The following is a 25,085-nucleotide window of genomic DNA, read 5'->3' as shown; positions in this document are numbered from 1 at the left end:
ACGCAGCGCTACGTCTCCGCGCGGCGCTGCCGGCGCAGGTCCTCCCAATGGGCGAGGCGATCGGTGTAGCGCTGCTCCATCCCCCTGTCGGTGGGGGTGTAGAAGTGCTGGCGGCCGAGCTTCTCCGGCCAGTAATCCTGACCCGAGAACGCGTCGGGCTCGTCGTGGTCGTAGCGGTAGCCCTCGCCATAGCCGATCGTGCGCATCAGCTTGGTCGAGCCGTTGAGGATGGTGCGCGGCGGCGGCAACGAACCGTGCTCCTTGGCGACCCGGGTCGCCGCCTTGTAGGCGGAATAGACCGCGTTCGATTTCGGCGCGCAGGCGAGGTAGACCGTGACCTGCGCCAGCGCGAGTTCACCCTCCGGCGAGCCGAGGAAGTCGAACGCATCCTTGGCGGCGGTGGCCACCACCAGAGCCTGAGGATCGGCGAGCCCGATATCCTCCACGGCCATGCGGACGAGGCGCCGGGCGATGAACAACCGGTCCTCGCCGCCGTCGAGCATCCGGCAGAGATAGTACAGCGCCGCGTCCGGGTCGGAGCCGCGCACGGTCTTGTGCAGGGCGCTGATGAGATTGTAGTGGCCCTCCTGGGACTTGTCGTAGATCGGCGCCCGGCGCTGGATGATCTCCTGCAGCTTTTCGGCGTCGAAGATCTCGCCGCGCTTGGCCGATCGCCACACCTCCTCCGCCAGGGTGAGCGAGGCGCGGCCATCGCCGTCGGCCATGCGCACGAGGACGCCGCGCGCTTCCACGTCCAGGGGCAGCGGCCGGCCGGTCAGGTCCTCGGCGCGCGCCAGCAGCTTGGCGATCGCCGCATCGTCGAGGGACCGGAACAGCAGGACACGGGCCCGCGACAGCAGCGCCGCGTTCAGCTCGAAGGACGGGTTCTCGGTGGTGGCACCCACCAGCGTCACCGTCCCGTCCTCCATCACCGGCAGAAAGGCGTCGAGCTGCGCGCGGTTGAACCGGTGGATCTCGTCGACGAAGAGCAACGTCCCCTGCCCCATCGTCCGGCGTTGGCGCGCGGCCTCGAACACCTTCTTGAGTTCGGCGATCCCGGAGAAGATCGCCGAGATCTGCTCGAAATGCAGATCGGTCTCATGGGCAAGCAGCCGCGCCACGGTGGTCTTGCCGGTCCCCGGCGGCCCCCAGAACACCAGCGACCCGAAGGATTTGGAATTCAGGAGGCGCGTCAGCGCCCCGTCCGGCCCGGTCAGGTGCTCCTGGCCCACCACCTCGGCGAGGGTGTTGGGGCGCAGACGATCGGCGAGCGGGCGCGGCGCGGCGTTCTGGAGACCGGCGGAGGCGAAGAGATCGGACATGGGTGCATCAAGCCGTGGGGGGCGTGCCATCGCAATACGTAAATTCGCCTGCTCCCCTGACAGATCGATGCCGAGGCGCAACCACCCTCGGGATACACGGAGCTCCTATCGGCGCCGGTTCGCCATTCCGGACCGACATCAGGTCATGACGTCTCTGGCCATCCTGTCGCGCAGGGCCGCTTTGCTCGGCCTCTCCGGTGCGATCGGATCCAGGCCGCGCCAGGCCGCCGCCGAGGCTTCCAAAGCCACAGCCGAGGCTTCAAAAGCCACCGCCGAGTCTCTCGAAGTCGCCGCCCCGGGTGGCGCTTACCCGTTGACGCCGCATACGGTGGAAGGTCCGTTCGACCGCGACCCCACGCTCGTCCGTTCCGATATCCGCGAGGATCGGCCCGGACAGCCGCTCGGCCTGCGCCTCCGGGTGATCGAGGCCGGTGCGTGTACGCCGATCCGGGATGCGCGGGTCGAGGTCTGGCAGGCCGACGCGCGAGGGCTCTATTCCGGATACGATCGGCAGGGGGATCGCCGTCGGCTCTCCACCAGGGGCCGGACCTTCCTGGCGGTCTATGGCGGTCGCCGGTCCGCACGCGACACGCTGAATGGCGGTGACTGGATCGCGGAGCACGACGACCCGGCGCAGATCGGGCTCCGCACGGTCGAGGCGCGCATCGCCACGCTGGTATCGGCGTCGATCGGCTCGGGCGGCCGAAATCCGGCGTATGGCCGTTCTGATCGGCTGGCGCGTCTACCCCCCGAACACCGAGGTCAGCACCGCACCGCCGCGGTTGATCGAGACCTCCCACATGCTCAGGCTGTTGCGGGTGATCCGCTCGAGATCCTTCGTACTCGCGATCGGCATGCCGTTGATGGCGACGATCACATCGCCCTTCTGAAGTCCGGCGCGGGCGGCGATGGACCCCTCGTCCACGGCCGAGACCGCGACGCCTTCGGCCGGAAATTCGCCTTGCAGTTCCTCGGCCACCGCCGGGGAAGTGTTGACCAAGGTGGCGCCGGTGAACGGCGAGCGCGTGCGCACCTTCAGGGTGTCGCGCGGGCGGGTCTCGGGAGCTGGTCCGAGCTTGATCGCCACCGTCGAGCGGCTGGTGCCGCGCAGGATGCCGAACGTGGTGGAGCCGGTCAGACCCTTGAGGGCGAAGCGGTAGCCGAAGGCTTCCGGGTCGTCGACGATCTTGCCGTCGACGGTGAGGATGAGGTCGCCGCGCTTCAGGCCGGCTTCCTCGGCCGGGCTTTTGGGCTGCAAGCTCGCCACCAGCACGCCGGTGGGATGGTCGAGCCCCATGCTCTCGGCGATGTCCGGCGTCACGTTCTGGACGCGGGCACCGAGCCACGGCCGGCGGACCGAGGTGGCCCCGCCCTTGGCGGTCTCGACCACGGCGCGGACCATGCTCGCCGGAATGGCGAAGCCGATGCCGTGGCTGCCGCCCGATTGCGAATAGATCGCGGTGTTGATTCCGACGAGGTGGCCCCGGAGATCCACCAGCGCGCCGCCGGAATTGCCCGGATTGATCGCGGCGTCGGTCTGGATGAAGAACTGGTAGTCCGACGAGCCGACCTGGGTGCGGGCGAGCGCCGAGACGATGCCCTGCGTCACCGTCTGGCCGACGCCGAACGGGTTACCGATCGCCATCACGAAGTCGCCGACTTCCAGCGCTTCGGAATCGCCAAACGGCATCGGCACGAGGCCCCCGGTCGGGCTCTTGATCTTCACCACCGCCAGATCGGTGCGCGGATCGCGCAGCACGATGGTCGCCTCGAACTCGCGCCGGTCGGCCAAGGAGACCCGGACCTCGTTCATGTTTTCGATGACGTGGTTGTTGGTAATGATGAGGCCGGATTCGTCGACGATGACGCCCGAGCCGAGGGATTTCTGTGCCCGTTCTCCAGGCGCCCCGCCCCGGCCACGGCCGGATCCATCCTCGCCGAAGAAGCGGCGCATGAATTCGTCCATGGCGTTGCGGGTGGTGCCCCGCGCATCGACATGGGAGGCGTAGACATTCACCACCGATGGGGCGGCCCGCTTCACCACGGGTGCGAACGACAACTGCACCTGGGCCTTGGCGCCCGGCACGACCTTCTCGAGCACGGTCTCCGATGCCCTGTCTGGTGTCTTTTCCGGGGTCTTCGCCATCTGCGCGCAGGCAGGATTCGCGGCGAGCGCCGCTGCCAGGAGCGACACCACCAGGGGGGGCGAAACGATCAGGAAGGGCGAGCGCGGCATCGAGGATTCCCGGGTTTTCAACTACGGCGCCTGCATGCCTCCGATCGCCGTTTGCGTGGCGAGCGGAGGCATCGGGCCGCGAATATCCGGGATATCTAGACGCGTGCGCCGTCCGGCGCGAGGGCCGTCGACCTCTCCGATGCGCGCCGGCTTCAGCGCGGGATCAGAATTCCGGCAAAGCGCCCCGCCCGCCGGGCCAGCGTGTTGAGGCAGGTCAGCGAGGCATCCGCTGCCCGCTGCATCTCGTCGACCTGGAGGCGGACCGCATCGGCCGGCGTCTTCGCGGCGGCGAGCGAGCGCCAATGAGCCAGGGTCGCGGTGCCCTCGTTGCGCAGGAACGCCACCACTGTGCCATTCGTCTGCGAGAGTTCGCTAAGTGCATCGATAGCGGAGGGGCGCCGGAACGGCGGTACCGGCGCGGGCCGCATCGGCACCACCATGGGGATCGGCAGCGCCTCGACAGACGCGACGACGGTCGGTTCAACGTCGTTCGCGACGTGGCTCGGAAGTGTAGCGGCTGTGGGCTCGGGCATGTTCTCAGCCTCCGGGGCAGCCGCTTCGACCATGAGGGGCGCCGGCTCGGAAATCGCGTTCAAGTCCGGCACGGTATCAGGCAAGGCTTCCGCGGCGCCGTCGTCCTGCGAAAGCAGCACCTCGGTCGAGACGGTCTCGAGGAGGCTGTCGTGGACCGAGGCTTCGTGGATCGCGACGGGAAGCGCCGCGTCCGTGTCGGTCGCTGCGGAAGCCGGGGGCGTGGGCGTGGGCGTCACCACTCTGGCCGCTTCCGGATCGCGTTCTGCCCGGGGCTGTCCCGCGGCCGGCACTCTGCGCCGTCTCACCATGGCAATCACCTCATTCTGCCGATCCGGCCAGTCCTGTCGGAGTTGGCCCGATCTTCGAACGCCGGCCTACAGCCGGCGTTGTGGGTGCGATCCGACAGGATGGACACAGGCGCTCGATGACTTCAAGCGCGCGCCGGTTGTCGGACCGCGCGACCGCGGAGCGTTCTCCCGCCCGCTGGTCTCAGTTTCAGGCGTTGGGGCGCAGGGCGCTCTGAGCGACGGCGCCGAGATCCTTGGCCTGGGTCTGGAGGCTGGCGATCTGGGTCTTGAGGAATTCGGCCTGGAGCTCGAAGGCTTCCTTCAGGTCGCGGGTGCGGACGAGCTTCTGGGCGAAGTCGAAGGTGGCGCTCGCATTCTCCTGGACGTTGTCGAGGCTCTTGGCGACGACGGTCTGCATCGAGTCCTGCATCGACTTCGACGACGTCTGCATCTGCTCGGCGGTCTTGATGGCCGAACCGATCAGCGTGCTGACGGCGCTGCGGGCCTGGTCGACGCTCTTCTCGGCGAAAGCGCGCATTTCGGTGGGGATCTCAAAGCTCTGGCCGCTCATGGGAGATTCTCTGTCCACTGTTGCGATGCGCTACGAATCGACGCGCCGGACGACTTTATGTTGCGATGCAACATAAAGGTCAAGGCGAGTGTGGAAGAAAAGTGCAGGCGTGCCCTAGGAAAGTGCATAGCCGTCCCTTGACGCACCGGGGATGCACCCTCAGGCAGCAGCAATGCCGGTGGTGCTGCTTAGCGATCGTGCGGTTAGGATGTCGTCATAGACTTGGATCAGCGCCTGGGCATGCGCCGATTCCGTCATCGGAGCCGCCCAATAGCGGGCGTGGGCGGCAAGGCCGAGGCTGCGGGCGCAATCGTCGTCGGCAAGCCGGCGGAAGGCATGTGCGAAAGCGTCGACCTCCGGCGCTACGGCGAAGCCGGTGACGCCGTCCACTACCTTTTCGGCGGCTCCCGCACGGGTCGAGGCGACGACCGGAAGACCGCAGGCCAAGGCCTCGTAGACCGTGAGCGGCCCGGTCTCGAACCAGCGCGACGGGGCGGCGATGGCCCGCGCCCGGGTCCGCAAGGTGCGCCAGACCGCGTCCGGCGCCTGCCATCCGACGACCTCGACATTCGGAAAGGCGCGCAGCTCCGCCTCCAGCGGGCCGGCACCGATGAACAAGGCGGGCAGGCCCGCCGCCGCCGCGGCCTGCGCCACGAGATCGGCGCCCTTCTCCCGCGTAAGCCGGCCGACATACGCGATGGCGTCGCCGCGCGCCGGGTCGGCAGGCACGTCCCGCATCACTCGCACGGGATTGTCGACGCGGTGATGGGTCAGGGCGAGGTCGCCGAGGAGCGCACCCATGCGCGTCCGGCTTGCGTCGCTGACATGGATCACGTCGAAGGCTCGGCCACGCAAGGCCCCACGCAGGGCGGCGGTGCGGCCGACGCGCACGAGCTTGTGCAGCCGGCTCTTGCCGTCGCACGGAGCGACGAGGCAGGCCGCCGAGAGCGGTGCGAGGGTGCAGGGTTCGTCCTGATCGAAGCGGTAATAGACCCCGTTCGGGCAGGCGAGGAAGTAGTCGTGCAGCGTCGCGACCACCGGGACACCCTGCTTGAACAGCGTGCCGAAGACGCTCGGCGACAGGCTGCGCGTCCATTGGTGGAGATGGACGAGGTCGGGGGGCGTCGGCAGCCGGGCGAGAGCGGCGCCCAGGCGTCGGGCGGCGTCGGCGTTCCAGATGCCGGCAAAAGCCGCGCGGTGCGCAGGTCGACTCCAGATGTCGGCATTGCCGAGGCAGACTCGCGTGATCCGGGGATGGTCGAGGAGCGGATCCACCGGTCCATCGATGGCCTGAATGTAGGTGACGTCGATTCCGGCATTCGCGAGACCCCGCGCGGATTCCACCGCGACCTTCTCCGCCCCCCCGCTCGCCACCGCGAATTCGGCCAATACGACGATATGCATGGAGCCCGGCCCTTCCGGCGGTCGTATCGGCCCCGAGGTTTACCGGAGATCAACGCAACGACCGGTAAAGATCGAGGCCACGCCGCGACCGGGACCGATTCGCCATGCATGTCGTCCTCGTCGTCGACCATGCCTTCGTCAACGGAGGCCAGGCCAAGGTGGCCCTCGATGCCGGGCTCGGTTTTGCCGCCCGCGGCCACAGGGTCACGGTCTTCGCAGCCGTCGGACCGGCCGATCCGCGCCTGGAGGCCGCCGGCATCCGCGTGGTCTGCCTCGGGCAGGACGATATCGCCAGCACCACCAACAAGTTCGCCTTCGCCGCCCAGGCGATCTGGAACCGCACCGCCGCCCGCCGTCTCGCTGCCGAACTGAGTGGTCTGGACCCGCGCGACACGGTGGTGCACGTCCACGCCTTCGCCAAGGCGCTGTCGCCCTCCATCGGCGTCAGCCTGCGGGCCTCGGGGCTACCCCTGCTCTACACCATGCACGAGTTCTTCCTCGTCTGTCCGAATGGCGGTTTTTACGAATATCCGGCGGCCAAGATCTGCCACCGCACGCCGATGTCCCTGGATTGCCTGACGACGAATTGCGACGCGCGCAGCTATCCCCGCAAGCTGCTGCGCGTGGTGCGCCATGCCGCCCTCGACCATGTCGCCGGGATGCGAGAGTTGTTTCCGCACGTGGTGACGATCAGCGCGTTGCAGGAAAAGGTCGTCGCCGCTCACCTGCCCGCCGCCACCACCTTCCACCGGGTCGACAATCCCATTTCGGTGGCCAAGGCACCGCCCCGACAGGGTCTCCCGGGCGATTTCCTCTTCGTCGGCCGCATCTCCACCGAGAAGGGCGCGCCGGTCTTCGCCGAAGCGGCGCGGCGGGCCGGCGTGCGGCCGGTCTTCGTCGGCGACGGGCCGAGTGCCGCCGAACTCGCCGCGCGCTATCCGGAGGCGGTGATGCTCGGGTGGAAGGACGAGGCCGGGGTGCAGGCGCTGATGCGGCAGGCCCGCGCCCTCGTGTTCCCCAGCGTCTGGTACGAAGGCCAGCCGCTCACGGTCTACGAAGCGCTGGCCTGCGGCGCCCCGGTGATCGTCAGCGACGCCTGTGCGGGCCGCGAGGCGGTGGAGGACGGCGAGACCGGTTTCTGGTTCCGCTCCGGCGATGCGGATGCGCTCGCGGCCCATCTCGTCCGGATGACGGACGACGACCTCGCCGCGCGGATGGGCCGGACGGCCTATGACCGCTACTGGTCGGCCCCCTTGAGCCTCGACAGTCACCTCGACCGCATCGGCCAGGTCTACGAACAGGTGCTGCGCGAGACGGCCCTCAGCGCCGCCAAGCGGCGCCGGACAGGCCCGGTACCGGCGGTCCCCGCCCTGTCCTGAACGGCCTTCCGAGGGATCGGCCGTGATCGCGCTGCGTTGGTCGTCATCGGCGCCGGATGACGGCGCCCCATGCGGCCATGGAGCCAGACGATGAGCGAGCAGTCCGAGAAGCCCGAGACCGATCCGAAGCCGGGCCTTCGACAGGACGGCGTGACGCCGTCCGACAAGAACTGGCCCGAGAACAGCCAGGCCGAACTCGATGAACGCCTCGACGAGGCCCTGGAAGAGACCTTTCCGTCGAGCGACCCGGTTTCGGTGAAGATCACAAAGTAAGGGCGGCTTTTCAACGAGAAACGCCGGGGCGGCGACGCCCCGGCGTTTTGTATTTGAGTGCCGGTCAGGCGGTTTCGAGCAGGCGGCGGGCGATGACCTGCGCCTGGATCTCTGCCGCTCCCTCGAAGATCGACAGGATGCGGGCGTCGCACAGCACACGGCTGACCGCGTATTCCAGCGCGAAGCCGTTGCCGCCATGGATCTGCAGGGCGTTGTCGGCCGCGGCCCAGGCGACGCGGGCGCCGAGCAGTTTGGCCATACCGGCCTCGAGATCGCAGCGCTTGCCTTCGTCCTTCTCACGGGCCGAGAAGTAGGTCAGCTGCCGGGCGATGTTGATCTCCACTGCCATCATGGCGATCTTGTCGGCGACGCGGGGGAAGTTGATCAGCGCCTTGCCGAATTGCACCCGGTCCTCGGCGTAGCGGAGACCGAGGTCGAGGGCGTTCTGCGCCACGCCGATGGCCCGGGCCGCAGTCTGGATGCGGGCCGATTCGAAGGTCTGCATCAGCTGGGCGAAGCCCTTGCCCTCAACTTCGCCGAGCAGGTTGGCGGCCGGCACCTCGAACCCGTCGAAGGCGAGCTCGTATTCCTTCATGCCGCGATAGCCGAGCACGTGGATCTCGCCGCCCGACAGGCCGGCCACGGGGAACGGGTCCTCATCGGTGCCGCGCGGCTTCTCGGCGATGAGGAGCGAGAGGCCCCGATGCCCCTTCTCCTCCGGCTTGGTGCGCACGAGGCAGGTCATGATGTCGGCGCGGACCGGATGAGTGATCCAGGTCTTGTTGCCCGTAATCTTCCAGACATCCCCGTCCCTGACCGCCTTCGTGCGCAAGGAGGCGAGATCCGAGCCGGTATTCGGCTCGGTGAACACGGCGGTGGGCAGCGTATCGCCGGAGGCGATGCCGGGCAGGAAGCGGTGCTTCTGCTCCTCGGTGCCGCCGCACAGGATCAGCTCGGCGGCGATCTCTGAGCGAGTGCCCAGCGAGCCGACACCGATATAGGCGCGCGACAACTCCTCCGAGACCACGCACATGGAGATCTTGGGCAGGCCCATGCCGCCGTATTCCTCCGGGATGGTGAGCCCGAAGACGCCGAGCTCGGCCATCTTCGTGACGATCTCCATCGGGATGTAAGCGTTCTGGGTGTGCCACTCGTGGGCGTGCGGCACGACTTCGGCGAGGCCGAAGCGGCGCATCTCGGAGCGGATCGCCTCCATGTCCTCGTCGAGGCCGGACTTGCCGATGGTGGCCGAGCCGCCATTGTCGCGGATGCGCGCCACCAAAGCCGCGCGGTTCTCGGCGGTGTTGCCCTCGGCGATCAGGGTTTCGACCGCATCGGTCCGGAACTTCGCCACTTCGCGGGCGGAGAGACCGAGCGAGCCGGTGGGACGCACGATCTCGCCCTGGCTCATCGGAATGCCCGAGAACATCTGGTCGAGGTATTCGCCGATGCCGATCTTCACCAGCAGCGCCTCGGTCTCGCCGAACTCGCCGGTCTCGGTGAGCCGGGTTGCATAGGCACCGAGTTCGCGCACGCCCTCGGCGTAGGTGGCGATCCAGGCGAGGCCGTGGGTCGCGTGCTGCTCGGCTTCCATCTTCTCGGCGGAGATCTTCCCCTCTTCGGAGAGAATCGTGGTGCGGACCCGGCGGGTCGCCTCGGCGACGAGACCCTTGGCTGCCTCGGCCGCCTCACGAGCGAGGGTGAGGAGATCCTGCGGTTCGACCGATACGGCGGGGGAAGCGGACATGAGGCGCTCTTTCCAAAAACGAATGGCTCTGCTGGCGCCTATTATAGGCAGGTTTGCCGGCGCTGTAGAGGCGTCTCGCCGCAGCGCGGCACTCTCCCGCCTGCATTCATTATTACCGGGCCAAGAAAAGCTGCTTTCCCTTCGAAGATCTCGCAGGGACGAATTTTATTCAGGACCGCATCAAAGAAAAATATCAACCTCGGCTGGCGACGGCGACCCCCGCCGCGGCCAACGCCATGCCGGCGAGCTGGATCGGCGCCAGCGCCTCGCCGAACAAGGCGTAGGCCATCAGTGCCGAGACCGGCGGCACCAGGAAGAACAGCGAGGCGACGCCCGCCACCGCGCCGCGCCGGATCAGGACGAGGAGTAGCAGGATCCCCGCCACCGAATTGACCAGGACCGACCAGCCGAGTCCGAGCCAGGCGGGGACCGTCGCGTCGAAGCGTCCGCTTCCGAACAGCAGCGCCACCGGGATCGCCAAGGCCGCGGCGCCGAGGAACTGGATCGTGGCGTTGGAGAGCAGGTCGGCCTGGGCCGAGCGGCTCTTCTGCCAGAGCGTGCCGCTGGTCATCGCCACCATGGCGCCGAGGCAGGCGGCGAGCGCGACCGGGGGAATGCCGGAGGCATCGGTGGCGCCGACTTTCGGTGCCAGCACCAGGATCGCGCCCGCAAAGCCAATCAGGATGCCGAGCCAGCGCCGCGGGCTCACCCGTTCGCCGAGCACCGGGCGTGCCAGCATGGCGGTCAGCAGCGGCTGCAGGCTACCGACGAGGGCGGCGATGCCGGCGGGCAGCCCATGCTGGACCGACCAGAACACGCCGATGACGTAGACCCCCTGCATCAGGATTCCGGCGATGAGCGCGTCGGCCCAGCCGGCGCGGGTGCGCGGCCAGCGTGCGCCCAGGGCGAAGGCGATGCCGGCCAGCACCAGCGCCACGCCGACGACCCGGATTGCGACGAAGGTCAGGGCCTCGGCGTGGGGCGCCATGAAGCGCGCGGCCACGAACCCGGTCGCCCAGATCAGGACGAAGACGGCGGGAATGACGGTGCGGCCGGGGGATGCGTCGCTGGACATGACGGTGGCGCAGGCACCACACCGAGGCGCCGAACACAACCCGCCTCGACGGAACCGGCCCATGCAGGCGCCCTCCGGCACCGTTGCCCGTTGCACCTTCCCGTCGCCTCGCGTTTAGAAGGCATCCGATTCGGAGATTTCGAGGACAACCCCGCAAACCGTGAGCCGCCTCAGCAAGCCATTCGAGATCGCGAGTGTCGCCGCGCAACGCTTCGTCGCGCATGACGGCTGGGCCATCGCCAGCCACATCGCGTTGTCGATCCTCACCGCCTTGTTTCCGTTCCTGATCCTCCTCGCCGCCCTGGCCGGCCTGTTCGGCACGAAATCTCTCGCCGACGAGGCCGGTGTGCTGATCTTCGACGCCTGGCCGCGGGAGGTCGCCAAGCCCATCGTCGGCGAGATGCACCGGGTGCTCACCGAGCAGCGCGGCGGCGTACTCACCATCGGTGCGGTGCTGGCGTTGTATTTCTCGTCGTCGGGGGTCGAGAGTCTCAGGGTCGGGCTCAACCGCGCCTACGGCTTGCGCGAGGGACGGCCGTGGTGGCTCACGCGCCTCGAATCCATCGCCTATGTGGTCTGCGGCGCCTTCGCGATGCTGGCTTTCGCCCTGCTCGTCGTGCTCGGGCCTTTGATCTGGCGCAACGTGATTAACGTGGCGCCGGGGCTTGAGCCCCTGAGCCTCACTGTCGCCATCGGGCGCATCGCGATCACCGCGTTCCTGCTGATCGTCGTGCTGGTCATCGCCCACAAGTTCGTCGCCACGGGGCGGCGTTCGTTGCTCGCGGTGATCCCCGGCATCGCCGTGACGCTGATGCTGTGGTTCCTCGCCGGCATCGGATTCGGCTACTACCTCGACCGGTTCTCGAACGCCTACGCCTCGACCTATGGCGGCCTCGCCACCGTGATGGTCTTCCTCGTGTTCCTCTACTGGCTCGCGGCGATGTTCCTGTTCGGCGGCGAGATCAATGGCACCGTCATTGCAGCTCGGCGGGTGCGGCTTCAGGCGCGGATGAAGGACAGGCAGGCCAAGGCGCTCGCACGCTGAGTCGCCGCTTCATCTGCGCGCAGGTATCGCGATGACATCTGCGTGTGACTTCGCCGGCCTAGTCTGTCCCGCTGGGGCCGGGCATAGGGCGCGCAGTTGGCGCGGCGGCCGGCCGGGGGAGTTGCGATGCGGATCAGGTTCGGTTGCGAGATGGGCTACGACTTTCCCCATCCGACCCCGCTGATCGCCCGCCTCAATACCTATCCGGTCAAGGGCCTCGCCTCAGTCCCGCCGGACGTTCTGCAGATCGAACCGCCGGTGCCGGTGAAGACGTTTCGCGATGTGTTCGGCAACCGCACCGTCCGGTTCGTCGCCCCCGCCGGCCTCGTTACCCTCAGCGTCCATGCCGAGACTCCCGATGACGGTTCCCTCGATCCGGTGGTGCCCGACGCCATCGAGCATGCGGTCGAAGACCTGCCGGAGGAGGCCCTGCCCTTCCTGGTGGCAAGCCGCTACTGCGAGTCGGATCTCCTCTCGAGCGAGGCCTGGAGCCGGTTCGGAGATCTGGAGCCGGGCTGGGCGCGTGTGCAGGCGGTGTGCGACTTCGTCCACGGCCACATCACGTTCGGTTATGGCTATTCCCATGTCGACCGCACCGCCGCCGACGCGCTGGCGGGCGGGCGTGGCGTGTGCCGCGACTATGCCCATCTGTTCGTGGCGTTCTGCCGGGCGCTCAACATCCCGACCCGCTACTGCACCGGGTATCTCAGCTTCATCGGTGAGCCCGAGCCGCATGCGCCCGGTGATTTCGCCGCCTGGACCGAGGTCTATCTCGGCGGGGCGTGGCACGTGTTCGACCCGCGTAACAATGCGCCGCGCCGGGGCCGCATCCTCGTCGCTCGCGGTCGCGATGCGGCGGACGTGCCGCTGACCCACACGTTCGGCGCGAGCCGGCTGACCAAGTTCCGGGTATGGGCCGAGGATGCGTCTCTGCCGCATCAGGATTAAGCGCTCGGGCAAACCCTCCCCACAGGGGGAGGGTCAGGGGTTCATCACGCCGCGAGTTGGAGCTCGACCGGCTTTTCCGCGGCCATGAACTGGGCCCGGGCCAGATCGGCGAAGCGGCCGTTCTGAGCGACGAGGGTGTCGAAGGTGCCCGATTCCACGATCCGGCCTTCGTGGAAGACGAGGATGCGATCGGCGTTGCGGATCGTCGCGAGGCGGTGGGCGATGACGAAGGTGGTCCGGCCCTCCATCACAGCTTCCAGGGCGCCTTGGAGCTTGCGCTCGGTGGTGGCGTCGAGAGCGGACGTCGCCTCGTCGAGGATCAGCACCGGCGGATTCTTGAGCAGCGCCCGGGCAATGGAGAGGCGCTGACGTTCGCCCCCCGAGAGCGAGCGGCCGCGCTCGCCGATCACGGTGTCGAGGCCGTCGGACTGGCGGGCCATGAACTCGCTCGCCTGGGCACGCTCCAGCGCATCGAGCATCTCGGCATCGGTGGCGTCCGGCCGGCCGACGAGGAGGTTCTCGCGGATCGAGCGGGCGAACAGCATCGGCTCTTGGAAGACCACGCCGATGTTGTGGCGCAAGCTGGCGAGGCCGATGTCGCGGATATCGGTCCCGTCGATGCGAATGCTGCCATGGTCGGGATCAAAGGCGCGGTGGAGCAGGCCGAGGGTGGTCGACTTGCCGGACCCGGTGGTGCCGACCAGCGCGATGGTCTCGCCGGTCTGGGCCGTGAACGAGACGTCCTCCACCGCCTTGCGGCGCGCCGTGTAGGAGAAGCCGACGCCCTCGAACGAGACCTCGCCCTCGAAGCGCGCGACCTGAAGCGCGCCCGGACGGTCGTGCACCGCCGGCGTGGTATCGAGGATCTCGAAGAACTCGGCGATCTTGGGCATCTGCTGGAAAAGGCCGTTGATGCAGGTGGCGACCTGATCGAGGCGCGAGACCAGCATGGTGGCGAGGCTCATGAAGGCCACGACCTCGCCGACGCTGGCCTGGCCGTGCTGATGCAGCACGATGCCGGTGACGAAGATCGCCGTCATGGTGAGGGTCGCCGAAGCGCGGGTGGCGACGTTGGCGAGTGCCCACCAGGACAGGACCGGGATCTGTGCAGCGAGCAGGTTGCGGATGATGCCGTGCATCGCCTCCTTCTCCGCCTTGGCGCGGGTGAAGGACTGGATGACCGCGACGTTGCCCAGCGCATCCGAGGCGTGCTCGGCGAGGCCCGACTGATAGGCCTCGACCTTGCCCTGGAGCGCTTCGGTGTGGCGCATCACGAAGGTGGTCAGTGCAGTGAACAGGAGCACGAGGACGACCAGGATCGAACCGAGCTGCCAATTCACCAGCAGGGTCAGCGGCAGGAGCACGATCAGCGAGACGAAAGCGACGAAATGGTCGCGGAAGAAGCCGAGCCAGAGCCAGAACATGCCGTTCGAGCCTTCCAGCATCGCCTTGAGCACGCGGCCGGAATGATTCGAGGAGTGGAAGGCGAGCGGCAGCTCGAGGACGTGCTCGAAATAGTTCGCCATCGCCGTCAGACGGTTGCGGTGGGCGAGCCGGTCGGCATGCAGCGCGATGGTGACCCCGGCCGCAATGGTGAACAGGCCGAAGGCGACCCAAGCACCGATGAGCGGGGCCAGCGTCGAGAACGCATTCGACTTGGCGGTGAGGTGGGTCAGCTGGTCGATGATGCGGCCCATGAGCAGCGGCTCGGCAAAAGCCGCAACCGCGAGGGCGACGTTGGCGGCGGCCAAAAGCGCTGCGAGGCGCCGGTCGGCTCCCAGAAGGCCCATGACCCGCGCATAGAGACGAATCAACGACATGATAGCGTTTGCTCCGATGCCAACCTTGGCGGGGCCCGCGTAAACCCGGGCCTTCGCTTCGAACACGTTACCGACAATCCCTGTCCGCGCTGATGCGAGGACCGCCAACCCCTTGGTCTACAGGGTCTCTTGGCGTTGGCTGGCTTATGTCAGGACCTGCCTGAACGGCGCATGACACGATTCCTTGTCGGCGCGCGAGCAATTTTACGGTTCGTTCAGCTTGATTTCCTATGACCGTTGCAGGGCTCCGCTCGGCGATGCCTCCTGGGCAGCATCATGGATATCGCTACCGCTCTCGGTCTGGTCTCGGGCTTCGGCGTCGTCTTTTCGCTGATCATGCTCGATGGCGGCCATTTCGGCGAATATTTCAGCGATCACGCCATCGTCGTGGTGTTCGGCGGCGCCACCGCCGCGACGATGATCCGGTTTCCGTTCTCGGTGATGATGCATGGCCTGCCGATGGGCCTGCGCTATTGCTTCACCATGCGCTCGATCAAGCCGCGCGAACTCATCGAGGAGATCACCAAGATCGCCGACGTGGTGCGCAAGTCCGGGCCGATGGCCCTGGAAAGCATGGAGATCTCCGATCCCTTCCTGGCCCAGGGCGCGCGCTACATCGCCGACGGCTACGACCGGGACTTCATCCGCGACACGATGGAGCGCGACCGGGACAACTTCCTCATGCATCTCGACGAGGGCTCGAAGATCTACCGGGCGTTCGGTGACTGCGCGCCGGCATGGGGCATGATCGGCACCATCCTCGGCATGGTCTCGATGTTCGCCAACATGTCCGATCCCTCGAAGCTCGGCCCGGCCATGGCCACCGCCCTTCTGGCGACCCTCTACGGCGCGGTCATCGCCAATCTCGTCACCCTGCCGCTGGCCGACAAGCTCCACGTGAAGGTGGAGGAAGAGGACGTGTCCCGCTCGCTGATCATCGACGGCATCCTCCTCATCCGCGACGCGAAATCCTCCTCGCTGGTCCGCGAGATGCTGATCGCCTACCTGCCGCACAATCACCGCGAGGATCTCGCGGCCGAAGCGGCCTGACGGAGTATGGCCAAGAAGAAGCGCGGCGGAGCCCATGGCGGCCATGGCTGGTTCGTCACCTTCGCCGATCTGATGGCGCTGCTGATGAGCTTCTTCGTCATGGTCGCCGCCTACTCGACGCAGGACCAGAAGAAGCTCCAGATCGTCGCTGGTTCGATGCGCGACGCCTTCGGCACCAGCAAGGAGTCGAAATTCGCCGGCATCATCGAGAAGGACGGCCTGCCGAGCGCCGACCGGGTCAAGTACCTGCGCGACATCCCGCCGGAGGAGGCCACCGATCACACCACGCCGCCGACCGTCCAGGGCGTCGTCGAGGACGGCCTGCCGGACAAGGGCTATCCGGAAGGCTCGGGACTCGCGGCGGCGAGCCTGCGGCAGGCGATGCAGGACATGCCCGAGATCGCGGAATTGTCGAAGAACATCATCGTCGCCCCGAGTCTGCGCGGCGTCGATCTCTCCCTGGTCGATCAGGATGGGGTCTCGATGTTCCCGGACGGATCGAGCCGGCCGAACGATCGCACGCGGCGTCTGCTCGAACGCCTGGCTCCAACCATCCGCAAGATGGCGAGCCGCATCGCCATCACCGGCTACACCGCCAGCGAGCGGCCCGGCCGGCGCCCCGCAGCTCCGCCCTGGGAGATCTCGGCCAACCGGGCGATCAGCGTTCGCGACATCCTGGCTGGCAGCGGCGTGCCGGATGACCGCTTCGCCTCCGTCACCGGCAAGGCCGACACCGAGCCGATGTTTCCCGACAACCCGTATCTGCCGGCCAATCGCCGGGTGACGGTAACGCTGCTCAACGAAACCGGCCCGACGCCGCGGATGAAGGCGTTCCCGTGAGAAGGCTCGCCTACTTCGCGACGAGCAGCGCCCAGTAGACCTTGTATTTCGAGCCCGGAGCGTAGGCGGTGGCGATGCCCATGCGGGTGGCGCTCGGAGCCAACATCGTGGCGTTGTGGGACGGGCTGTCACGCCAGCCGGAGAACGCCTCGGCCAGGGTATGGTATCCCGCCGAGAGATTGGCCTCCGCCGGGGCATAGCCGAGGCGCTCCACGGCGCTCTTCACCGTCTGCGCCCGGCTCGGGCGATCGGCGGCCGCCATAGCGACAGCCTCGGCCTCGGCGAGCTTCTGCAACGCGGGGTCGATCTGGAGCGGCCCCTGCCCGGTGCGGGCGCGGTAGGCCGAGATCATGTCGCGAGCGGTGGCGACATCGAGATGGGCGTCCGCCGCCGTCATCGGCTGGTACAGGCTCGGGAGGCCGGTTGCCGCGGGCAGTTGCGTAGCGCAGCCCGACAGCGATCCTGCCGCCAGAAGGGCGAGGCCGGAGCCCAATCCGCGTATCGTCACCGTCGCCTGCCTCACCCGATCGTACCTCATGGTCGCGCGCACCGGCCCGAAGAGCCAGGGCCGACGTTCAAAAAAAGTATTCGAAATCAATCAGTTCTCGCTGCCCGCCCGTCGGCGTAAAGCCTCCGGCGGGACCGATGCATGCACCGGCTCGGCGTCGTCCGGTGCCGGCTGCGCGGATCGCGTATCCGGGTTCCGGCCCTGCGTCGAGAACGTTTGCGCGATCTGGCCGATCGCGTCCTGGAACGGCTCGAACCCCTGCACGGTGACGATGCTGGAGCCCGGACCCAATGCCGGGATCATTCCGGCTTCGGACAAGGTCTTGAACACGGCAAAGTTGAGATCGTTCTGGACCTTCAGGCTCAGGCTCACGTCCAGAATCATGGCGATCAGTTCGAATTCCAGGAAGGGATCGCCGATCTTGCGGAAGACCACCCGCGGTGCGGGCTCCTTGAGCACGTCCGGCTGAGCGCTGGCGCAGCCGATCAGCAGCTCGGCGGCACGAACCGGATCCTGATTGCGCAGTACGTTGACGGTGATGCTGACCCGTCCGGTGCGATCACCGCGCACGCGGTTCTTCACGATGCCGGAGATAAGGTTCGAGTTCGGCACGATCACTGCCGACCGGTCGAAGGTCTGGATCTCGGTGGAGCGTACCGAGATGCGCTTCACGATACCCTCGCTGTCGCCGATCAGCACCTGATCGCCCACCCGGATCGGGCGCTCCCACAGCAGGAGCAGTCCCGAGACGAAGTTGTTGACGATGGATTGGAGACCGAAACCGATACCGACCGAGAGCGCACCGGCGACGATGGTGAGCTTTTCGAGGCTCAAGCCCAGATACGAGAACGCCAGCGCCAGGGTGAGCAGGAAACCGCAATAGCCCGCGATGGTCGAGATCGAGTTGCGCAGGCCCGCGTCGAGGTCGGTGGCCGGCAGGTAGGTGTTCTCGAGCCAGCGCTGGATCGCCTTCGTGATCGCGATGCCGAGCATCAGCATGCCGATGGCGAGCGCGATGGTGGAGAGCGAGATGGTGACATCGCCGACCTTGAACCCGAAGAACGCACTGCGCACCGAGGTGAACACGTCTGTCGAGTCGAGGCCCCAGGGCGCCAGCGCCAGGAGAGCGGCGACGAGGATCAGCACCACCCGTGCGAGCCCCGTGGACAGCACGGCGATCTGGTTGAGCGAGCGCTTGCGCAGGCCGGTATTGGCCTGGAGCGCGGTGGCGATCTTGGTGTCGTCGCGCAATGTCCCGCCGATGAAGGTATCGGCGCTGGAGATCAGCAGGAACAGCAGCACGAACAGGCTCGCGGTCCAGACGAGCTGGTCGATGAGGAACGCGGCGAACGCGACGTAGCCGATGACGGCCTCGACGCCGATCACGCCCACGGCCGCCCAGCCGAGCAGGCGTGCGGGACCGCCGATGCCGGTGGTCGCCTCCGGCGCGACGTAGGGGCCGAAGCACGCCTCCTCCTTCTCCGCCGTATCGGCGAAGCGGTGCAGGCCGATGGCCAGGATCAGCACCATGGCGAGCGCGCCGATACCGCGGGTGGCGATGGAGATCGGCAAGGCGGCCGAAATACCGGAATTCAGCGCCTCGATGGATTTCACCACGGTGATGACGATGGCGATACCCACCGCCAGCGTCGTGATGCGGGAGGACGCCGCATCGGTCATGGTCGTCGTGCGCCACGCCGGCTGGTCCGGGGAGAGCAGCGCATCGGCGAGCGCCTCCACGAACGCGATGAAAGCGAGCCCGAGCAGGATCGCGCCGGCGACCGGAAGCAGACGCAGCGGCAACAGGTCGGTGGCGTCGAGCGCGTAATAGACCGCATAGCTGCCCGCGACCGCCGGCACCGTCCCGACGAGGAAGACCCGCCAGGCCGCCAGAAGCTTCCTGTGCTGCGAGGGAGCCTTGGTCGTATCGTCCCGGCGTCCGAACCGTGGGGCGATGTTGCGGCGGCCGAAATACAGCGCGATCGAGATGCCGAAGGCGATGCCGAGGAGCAGCAGATTGCCCAGCGTGCCGTTGCGCGAGAACAGCGACGCCGTGTCCGACACCGCATTCTGGATCGCGCGCATGTCGCGCGGCAGGTCCGCCGCGATCCGCAGCCACAAGTCGGGGCTGACGAGGGCCGTCGAGCGCTCGAACAGGCCGCGGGTGAAGGCCGCCCGACGACGGTTCGTGACCTGATCGACGATCTGGTCGCTCTGGACGAGGAGCGAACGGGCGAGGCGCTGGGTCTCGTCGATTTCGGCGACCGCGTGCTCGCGCTCGGTGCGTTCACGGGCGACGTCCTCGCCCTCGTCGCCCTCCTTGGGCTTGGGGCCGAGTTGGGTGAGGCGCTCGCGGGCGGCCTCCAGACGCGGCGTGGTCAGGTCGATGACCTGACGGATGTGATCGGCGATGGTGTCGAGCCCATCTCGGGCCCGGACCAGATCGTCGGCACTGACGTTGGGGCCGGTGATCAGTTTCTCGCGCTGGTCGAGCTCGACCTTGGCCGCATCGAGGCGGTCGCGGATGGTCTTGATCTCGTCGGACACCACCGGCTTGGGAGCGGCGGGCTTTGGCGCGGCGGCCGGTGCGGGTGCCGCCGCCGGGGCGGGCGCAGGGGCTGGTTTGGCGGTCGTGGCCGGTGGCGCGGGAGCCGGCGTGGCTCCCTGCCCGAGGGCTGTCACCGGGGCGAGGACGACCACGCCGAGCCAGGCGGCGGCCAGGATCGCGCGTCTCGCGCCGATCGCGAGCCGCGCCTTGCCCGAGCACGCCCTGCCTCTGGAGAAGTCCAAGCCCATGTCCATCCCTTCGCACTGGCGTCCCGGCACCGGGACGCGCGGTCCGTGCAAGCCCATCACCCGGCAATGGGGCGAAAGGTTGCCGATGGGGCCCGGATCGCCGGCGCGGGTCGCTTTCATCGCCGCATCGGCTCCACTTGTGGGCCGCGACGTCGCGCCGGACGATGTGAGCTTCACAAGCCTGTCACGCTGATATTAGACTAAGCCCCGATGGACTTGGCCTTTTCGTATCTGTGCGAGGAGGTGGCGACGACCATCGCGCTCGATGAGCGTCGCCACGAACCGGGCGTTCCCGCCCGATGCGACCGCCGTTGGCAAACGCCCACGTCGCGTCGGTCCATCGATGCCGGGCCCGGCCCTTGCGCGGTTCGCACCGTCCCGCCCCGCCGAATCCCGTCTGCCTATGCCCTGCCCCGTGGTGCGCGCTGCGCAGACCGCCGGCCCGGGATGCGAAGATTTCTGATCTTTCACCAAACCGGGACAGCGCGCAGGCTCGGCTTCGCGCGTTGTCCCACTGTCGACCCGTCGAGAGGGTAGCGCTGATGCTGGATCTCCAAACGCTCGTCCTGAACGCGGATTACAGGCCGCTGTCGTACAATCCGCTTTCGCTGTGGTCCTGGAAGGACGCCTTCACCGCGCTGTTTCTCGACCGTGTGACCCTGGTGGCGAGTTACGACGTCGAGGCACGGTCGCCGTCGCGCTCCCTGCGGGTACCGAGTGTGGTCGCGCTGAAGAGCTACGTGACGTTGGCGCGCAGCCCCGCCTTCACGCGCTACAACATCTACCTGCGCGACACCTTCTCCTGCCAGTATTGCGGCCTTCGCCTGCCCTCGGGCGGCTTGACCTTCGACCACGTGGTGCCGCGTTCGCGCGGCGGCCTGTCGAGCTGGGAGAACGTGGTCGCGGCGTGTTCGCCGTGTAATCTGCGCAAGGCCAACCGCACACCGGCGGAAGCGGAGATGCCGCTGCTGCACGAGCCGCACCGCCCGACCCGGCACGAATTGCACCGCCGCCAGCCGGAATTCGACCACCGGCAGTACCACCACACCTGGGTCGATTATCTCTACTGGGACACCGAGCTCGAAAACTGAGCGGGTCGACTCAGAATTGGGACAAGCGCGGCGGCGGCACGTTGTACAGCGGGACGTTGAGCGAGCGCGGCAGGGTCGCGACGGGAGCGACGTGTTCGCGCGGCCGGAACGTCGGATCGCGATAGGCGACTTCCGGCGGGAGGACGCCGCGATGCCGAGGCGCATCGAGATTGCCGTAATCAGCGGCCTGAGCGGCACCGGCGGACAGCGCCAGGGCGCTGCCGAGGAGGGCGAAGCGAAGCATGGTTCGGACAATCCTGGAAACGGCGGGGGAATGACCGCCCCCAGCCCCCAACGTTAGCCCCGGACCTGCGACCAGGGCCTTAACGCGCCTCAGAACTTCACCGCCGCGCCGGCGCGCACGGTGTTGAGGTTCACCTTGTGTCCGTCGAAATCGTTGAACAGCACGTACTGATATTCGCCGCGCAGGATGATGTTTTGCGTGAGTGCGAATTCCAGGCCAGCACCGAGTGCCACACCGGCGACCACTTTCGTGGAGGTCCGGTTCACAAATCGTGGTGTGGCCACGGTGCTATTTGCGGGATTTGTTTGATTGAAATTCGCGTAACCGAAATTGTTGACGTAAGCTTGGGCCCCCGGGGTCGATGTCGTTGTTGTCGAAACACCACCCGTAACGGTCGTTGTAGCGCTAGTGGTACCCGCCGCCACGTTCGCCTTATATTGTGCTTGATCGTACCCATAGTTGCTGATGGCGACGCTGTCGGTTACTTGAGCCCGGCCAATGGCAACACCCCCAGTCACGAAAGGCAGGAAATTTCCAAAGGCATAGCCGGCGCGCCCACGGACCGTCCCGTACTCCTCGATTTTCGTCGTGGAGATGCCGGACAGAGAGACCGTTTCCAGATAATTGATGGACGTTGTCATGAAACGTGCGATCCTGTCGGTCGACACGCCTGTTTTTTCGAAATGGGTATAATCAGCTTCGATACCAACGACGGCATCTTCGAACTGATAATTGAATCCGGCATATGCGCCAAAGCTGGTGCCATCGACGCGTTTCGATAACGGGTTCAGCAGTGATGATGCATTGAGCTGCGATTCGGCCGTCGTGGAAATGAGTGCCGATGCGACGAGCGGCTGGAAGACATTCTTGAAGCCGAGCGCCGCCGACGTATAGCCGCCGTGACCACCGACATACACACCGTTCCAATCGATGATCGGTGCTTCGGGCTCGTAGTCCGGGCCGCGCAGAACGCCGTAATCGAGGTCGGCCGCCTGAACCGGAGCGACGATTCCGAGGGTGAATCCGGTCAGAAGCGCAAAGGTGACGGTACGCATCGATGTCGTCCTCAGGGCGGTGGCCCGACTTGATAGTGCTGGTCCTGTGTCGAAGTTGTACTTGGGTAACCTTAACTTTCCGTTGCCCGATGGCACCGTGCCGATCCCATTCGTGGGCATCGCCTCCTACGCGGTTAGGCCGAGCGATGCGGGCGTCCTTGTCCGGAAATCCAATGCGACCCTCCGGAAACGACGACGCCTGCCCCTTTGCGAAAGGGCAGGCGTGACGAAGCGGGCGGATGGCGCAGGCTGGATCGGCGCCGACAGCGAGGCGCTTGTTGATCCTAATACTCGTAGGGGTTGCCGCCGCTGCGGACGAACGGCAGCGTGGGGGCGAGACTCCCAACATCAGCAAAGCTGTAGCGCAGGCCGACCCTGACTTCGTTTGCCGAAATGCTCTTCAGGCGTGTCCCGAAGCCGTAATCGTCGATGCCGGTCTTGGCGGCGCCGAGGTCGACGTAGCGGTAGCTGGCATCGATGCTGAAGCCTGCGCCGATGGCGTAGGACACGCCGCCGGTGAGGGCCCAGGCGAGCGAGGTCAACGCCCGGCTCGGGCGCTGAACCGCGTCGCGGGGGCCGGTACCGGGATTGCCGTCACAGGCGACAACCGTGCAGGTCGTCTGAGTGTAGGCATTGCGGAAACTCTTGTCGGCAAAACCGATGCCGCCGCCGATATAGGGTGTCAGGCCCCACCACGTTCCAAGATCGGCATAGACGTTGATGAGGCCGGTGAGCACGTCGATCTTGCCGGCCTCGACGTTGTAGCCGGTGACGAAGTTCGAGCGGGACGAGTAGGTGCTGAATTCGCTCGGCCCGCGCTGGTCGAGGGTGGCGTCGACGCGCAGCCAGGAATTCAGACGATATCCGACGCCGCCGCCATACCCGGGTTCCTGCCCGAGCCGCAGGTTCATCTGCGGAGGCATACCGGGATCGTTCGGATCGGGCCGCGTCCCGTCCTTCGGCCGGGCGTAATAACTCTCGGTGAAGTCCGCACGCAGGTACCAGCCGCCTCCGATTTCCACCGGAAGCGGCGGCGGCGGCGGCGGCAGAAGGTCCGCAGCTAAAACATCCGTCCCGAACTGCAGGAGATTGGAGGCCGCCAATGCCAGTGCGGCGACGTAGCGCAAATTCGGCATCGACATGCTGCCTCGCGATCTTTCGATAATTCAATGGGATGCACCGGCGCGAGCCGAACCGGCCTGCCCTCTTCCGAATGCGGCATCGCCGAGCGACCGGAGGTCGTTGCGATGGACCGTGTCCGGAACACCATTCGACAGTGACGGGAAAAGCTTAGGATCAGCTTAACCCTAACGATCTCATCGCCTTACCGGACGGTGCTCATTCAACGGAGAAAGGGCGCGGATCCGAATCCGCGCCCTTTCCAGACCTTGACGTATTCGGCTCGGCCGAGGCCGGCCGCGATGAAAGCGTGGCCTCAGTACTTGCGCACCAGCGGGCCGGGCTCCGGGATGTATTCGGCGACGGGTGCCGCCACGACGCCCCCGAGGAGCCAGCGCATACCGATGCGCACGTCGTGCGAGGTCACATCCTTGACCTTGTAGTAGGCGCCACCGCAGCCCGGATCGTTGAAGCACTGGACCGAGCCGGTCTTCACGCTGCCGAGATCCATGTAGCGGTAGCCGAGTTCGAGCTTCAGGTTCGGCGTGACGCTGTAGCCGAGGCCCGCCATCGCCGCCCAGGCGAAGCTCGTGGAGTTCTTGTCACGCGCAACGCCGTATCCGCCCGAGGCACCACCGGCGCCGACGTCGTTGAAGCCGCTCATCTGGTGGAAGGCGCTGCCGGCACCGCCGCCGAGATAGGGCGTGACGCCGAAATAGGTGCCGAGATCGATGTAGCCGTTGGCCATCACCACCACCGACGACAGGTGGCCGTTGTAGATATCGATGCCCTTGTAGGGCTTGCCCTGCGAGTCGACCAGCAACTGCCCATTGGAATAGGTATTGAAGCTGTCGCTGAAGCCGATGCGGCTGCCGCCGCGATATTCACCGGTGATGTCGGCGTGGAAATACGGGCCGAATTGGTAGCCGACACCGCCACCGGCAAAGAACTGATCGCCGATGGAGTTCGAGTCGATCGCATAGCCCGGGGGCAGGACCTGGCCCGGAATGGTGGTGATCACCCTTTCGTAGCTCGCCGCGCCGACGCCGACGTCGCCACGCAGGTACCAGCCTCCGCCGATCTCGATCGGCGGGGGCAGTGGCTCGGGCGGCAGCGGCGGGAGCAGATCAGCAGCAACTGCGAGGCAGGGCGCTCCCACGCTCGCAAGGAGCGTAGCCGAGCGCACCAAAGCGGAAAGCTTGGAGCGGCGCATGGAATTTCCTTCACTCGACCGTGTGCCGGGAGCGTGAAGCGCCGGCTTGGATGACGAGTGCAGTGTCGCCGGCAAGTGTTAAGTCGGGTTTAACGTTAAATCTTATCCTTGCTGAACCGTTGCGATGCCGCGCAGGCACGCCGATCCTTCGCTTCGCGATCAACGATCCCACTTGGAGAAGATCACCGTCCCCATGAAACCCGAAGACGTTCGTGCCCTCGCGCTAATGCTCCCGGAGGTGACGGAGGGCGCGCATAGCGGCCATCCCGACTTCCGCGTCGACGGTCACATCTTTGCGACCCTATGGGTCGAGGAGGAGCGGGTCGTGCTCAAGCTCGCTCCTGCCGATCAGGCCGGTCTGGTGGAGGCGGAGCCGGATCTGTTCACACCGCTCCCTGGCGCATGGGGCCGGCGCGGCTGGACCACCCTCGATCTGTGGGATTCCGACGAGGAGACCCTGCGCAGCGCCCTGCTCTCGGCTTGGCGCCGCGTGGTGCCAGCGGCCTATGACCGGCTCTGACGCCGAGT

Annotated in this window: 22 protein-coding genes and 1 pseudogene; 9 read left to right on the top strand and 14 right to left on the bottom strand. The window is 66.9% G+C overall.

The features are described 5' to 3' along the window. Positions 1-8: 8 nt before the first annotated feature. Positions 9-1,322: a replication-associated recombination protein A gene (locus G3T14_RS05080; protein WP_163640701.1), complete on the bottom strand. Its 1,314-nt coding sequence runs from the start codon at positions 1,320-1,322 to the stop codon at positions 9-11. Here G3T14_RS05080 and G3T14_RS25525 point away from each other — a divergent pair. Beyond that, positions 1,321-1,833 (top strand): annotated as a pseudogene (locus G3T14_RS25525) (hypothetical protein); the annotation flags it as partial. The gene G3T14_RS05080 and the pseudogene G3T14_RS25525 overlap by 2 nt on opposite strands. Positions 1,834-2,064: 231 nt before the next feature. Here the strand turns inward: G3T14_RS25525 and G3T14_RS05070 are convergent. The 4 genes from G3T14_RS05070 to G3T14_RS05055 form a co-directional block, all read right to left on the bottom strand. Further along, on the bottom strand, positions 2,065-3,558 hold the full coding sequence (locus tag G3T14_RS05070; RefSeq protein WP_163640699.1) for a Do family serine endopeptidase: 1,494 nt from the start codon (positions 3,556-3,558) through the stop codon (positions 2,065-2,067). 152 nt (positions 3,559-3,710) lie between these two features. Further along, the gene (locus tag G3T14_RS05065; protein ID WP_163640697.1) at positions 3,711-4,328 is read right to left on the bottom strand and encodes a hypothetical protein; all 618 of its coding nucleotides are present in this window, start codon (positions 4,326-4,328) and stop codon (positions 3,711-3,713) included. A gap of 259 nt (positions 4,329-4,587) precedes the next feature. Continuing rightward, positions 4,588-4,950 (bottom strand): phasin, encoded by a 363-nt coding sequence (locus tag G3T14_RS05060; RefSeq protein WP_163640695.1) that lies wholly within the window; start codon positions 4,948-4,950, stop codon positions 4,588-4,590. Between the two features lie 159 nt (positions 4,951-5,109). Next, positions 5,110-6,354 carry a glycosyltransferase family 4 protein gene (locus tag G3T14_RS05055; RefSeq protein ID WP_163640693.1) on the bottom strand — a complete coding sequence of 415 codons (1,245 nt, stop codon included), beginning with the start codon at positions 6,352-6,354 and terminating at the stop codon, positions 5,110-5,112. A gap of 104 nt (positions 6,355-6,458) precedes the next feature. On the opposite strand from G3T14_RS05055, the gene G3T14_RS05050 reads away from it, so the two are divergent. After that, positions 6,459-7,733 carry a glycosyltransferase family 4 protein gene (locus tag G3T14_RS05050; RefSeq protein WP_163640691.1) on the top strand — a complete coding sequence of 425 codons (1,275 nt, stop codon included), beginning with the start codon at positions 6,459-6,461 and terminating at the stop codon, positions 7,731-7,733. A 90-nt stretch (positions 7,734-7,823) separates the two neighbouring features. Then, positions 7,824-8,006, top strand: a complete 183-nt coding sequence (locus G3T14_RS05045; RefSeq protein ID WP_163640689.1) for a hypothetical protein — start codon at positions 7,824-7,826, stop codon at positions 8,004-8,006. Positions 8,007-8,070: 64 nt separating this feature from the next. Here G3T14_RS05045 and G3T14_RS05040 read toward each other — a convergent pair whose 3' ends face one another. Beyond that, positions 8,071-9,753: an acyl-CoA dehydrogenase family protein gene (locus G3T14_RS05040; RefSeq protein ID WP_163640687.1), complete on the bottom strand. Its 1,683-nt coding sequence runs from the start codon at positions 9,751-9,753 to the stop codon at positions 8,071-8,073. Positions 9,754-9,946: 193 nt separating this feature from the next. Continuing rightward, positions 9,947-10,828: a DMT family transporter gene (locus G3T14_RS05035; RefSeq protein WP_163640685.1), complete on the bottom strand. Its 882-nt coding sequence runs from the start codon at positions 10,826-10,828 to the stop codon at positions 9,947-9,949. A gap of 160 nt (positions 10,829-10,988) precedes the next feature. Between G3T14_RS05035 and G3T14_RS05030 the strand changes: the two genes are divergently transcribed. After that, a complete protein-coding gene (locus G3T14_RS05030) occupies positions 10,989-11,873 on the top strand; it encodes a YihY/virulence factor BrkB family protein (RefSeq protein WP_163640683.1) in 885 nt (294 codons plus the stop codon). A 126-nt stretch (positions 11,874-11,999) separates the two neighbouring features. Then, positions 12,000-12,821, top strand: a complete 822-nt coding sequence (locus G3T14_RS05025) for a transglutaminase family protein (RefSeq protein WP_163640681.1) — start codon at positions 12,000-12,002, stop codon at positions 12,819-12,821. 44 nt (positions 12,822-12,865) lie between these two features. Here G3T14_RS05025 and G3T14_RS05020 read toward each other — a convergent pair whose 3' ends face one another. Next, positions 12,866-14,641 (bottom strand): glucan ABC transporter ATP-binding protein/ permease, encoded by a 1,776-nt coding sequence (locus G3T14_RS05020; protein WP_163640679.1) that lies wholly within the window; start codon positions 14,639-14,641, stop codon positions 12,866-12,868. A gap of 276 nt (positions 14,642-14,917) precedes the next feature. Between G3T14_RS05020 and G3T14_RS05015 the strand changes: the two genes are divergently transcribed. Then, on the top strand, positions 14,918-15,691 hold the full coding sequence (locus tag G3T14_RS05015; RefSeq protein WP_163640671.1) for a MotA/TolQ/ExbB proton channel family protein: 774 nt from the start codon (positions 14,918-14,920) through the stop codon (positions 15,689-15,691). Between the two features lie 6 nt (positions 15,692-15,697). Continuing rightward, a complete protein-coding gene (locus G3T14_RS05010) occupies positions 15,698-16,531 on the top strand; it encodes a flagellar motor protein MotB (protein ID WP_163640670.1) in 834 nt (277 codons plus the stop codon). A gap of 10 nt (positions 16,532-16,541) precedes the next feature. Here the strand turns inward: G3T14_RS05010 and G3T14_RS05005 are convergent, their stop codons facing one another. Then, the gene (locus G3T14_RS05005) at positions 16,542-17,069 is read right to left on the bottom strand and encodes a CAP domain-containing protein (protein ID WP_163640668.1); all 528 of its coding nucleotides are present in this window, start codon (positions 17,067-17,069) and stop codon (positions 16,542-16,544) included. A 60-nt stretch (positions 17,070-17,129) separates the two neighbouring features. Beyond that, positions 17,130-19,955 (bottom strand): DUF3772 domain-containing protein, encoded by a 2,826-nt coding sequence (locus G3T14_RS05000; RefSeq protein WP_246732924.1) that lies wholly within the window; start codon positions 19,953-19,955, stop codon positions 17,130-17,132. Between the two features lie 422 nt (positions 19,956-20,377). Here G3T14_RS05000 and G3T14_RS04995 point away from each other — a divergent pair, with 422 nt between their 5' ends. Next, positions 20,378-20,926: an HNH endonuclease gene (locus tag G3T14_RS04995; protein ID WP_163640666.1), complete on the top strand. Its 549-nt coding sequence runs from the start codon at positions 20,378-20,380 to the stop codon at positions 20,924-20,926. Positions 20,927-20,936: 10 nt separating this feature from the next. Here the strand turns inward: G3T14_RS04995 and G3T14_RS04990 are convergent, their stop codons facing one another. The 4 genes from G3T14_RS04990 to G3T14_RS04975 all read right to left on the bottom strand — a co-directional run bounded on the left by G3T14_RS04990 (position 20,937) and on the right by G3T14_RS04975 (position 24,557). Next, positions 20,937-21,170 carry a hypothetical protein gene (locus G3T14_RS04990; protein ID WP_163640664.1) on the bottom strand — a complete coding sequence of 78 codons (234 nt, stop codon included), beginning with the start codon at positions 21,168-21,170 and terminating at the stop codon, positions 20,937-20,939. An 89-nt stretch (positions 21,171-21,259) separates the two neighbouring features. Next, on the bottom strand, positions 21,260-22,225 hold the full coding sequence (locus G3T14_RS04985) for an outer membrane beta-barrel protein (protein WP_163640662.1): 966 nt from the start codon (positions 22,223-22,225) through the stop codon (positions 21,260-21,262). 284 nt (positions 22,226-22,509) lie between these two features. Beyond that, entirely contained in the window at positions 22,510-23,367 is an 858-nt protein-coding gene (locus G3T14_RS04980; RefSeq protein WP_163640660.1) for an outer membrane beta-barrel protein, read from the bottom strand. A 293-nt stretch (positions 23,368-23,660) separates the two neighbouring features. Then, entirely contained in the window at positions 23,661-24,557 is an 897-nt protein-coding gene (locus G3T14_RS04975) for an outer membrane beta-barrel protein (RefSeq protein ID WP_163640658.1), read from the bottom strand. A gap of 193 nt (positions 24,558-24,750) precedes the next feature. Between G3T14_RS04975 and G3T14_RS04970 the strand changes: the two genes are divergently transcribed. Further along, positions 24,751-25,077: an MmcQ/YjbR family DNA-binding protein gene (locus tag G3T14_RS04970; protein ID WP_163640657.1), complete on the top strand. Its 327-nt coding sequence runs from the start codon at positions 24,751-24,753 to the stop codon at positions 25,075-25,077. The last annotated feature ends 8 nt before the right edge of the window (positions 25,078-25,085 follow it).

The organism is Methylobacterium sp. BTF04 (genome assembly GCF_010692745.1).
GTDB lineage: Bacteria > Pseudomonadota > Alphaproteobacteria > Rhizobiales > Beijerinckiaceae > Methylobacterium.
This window is presented reverse-complemented; position numbering and strand designations above follow the sequence as displayed.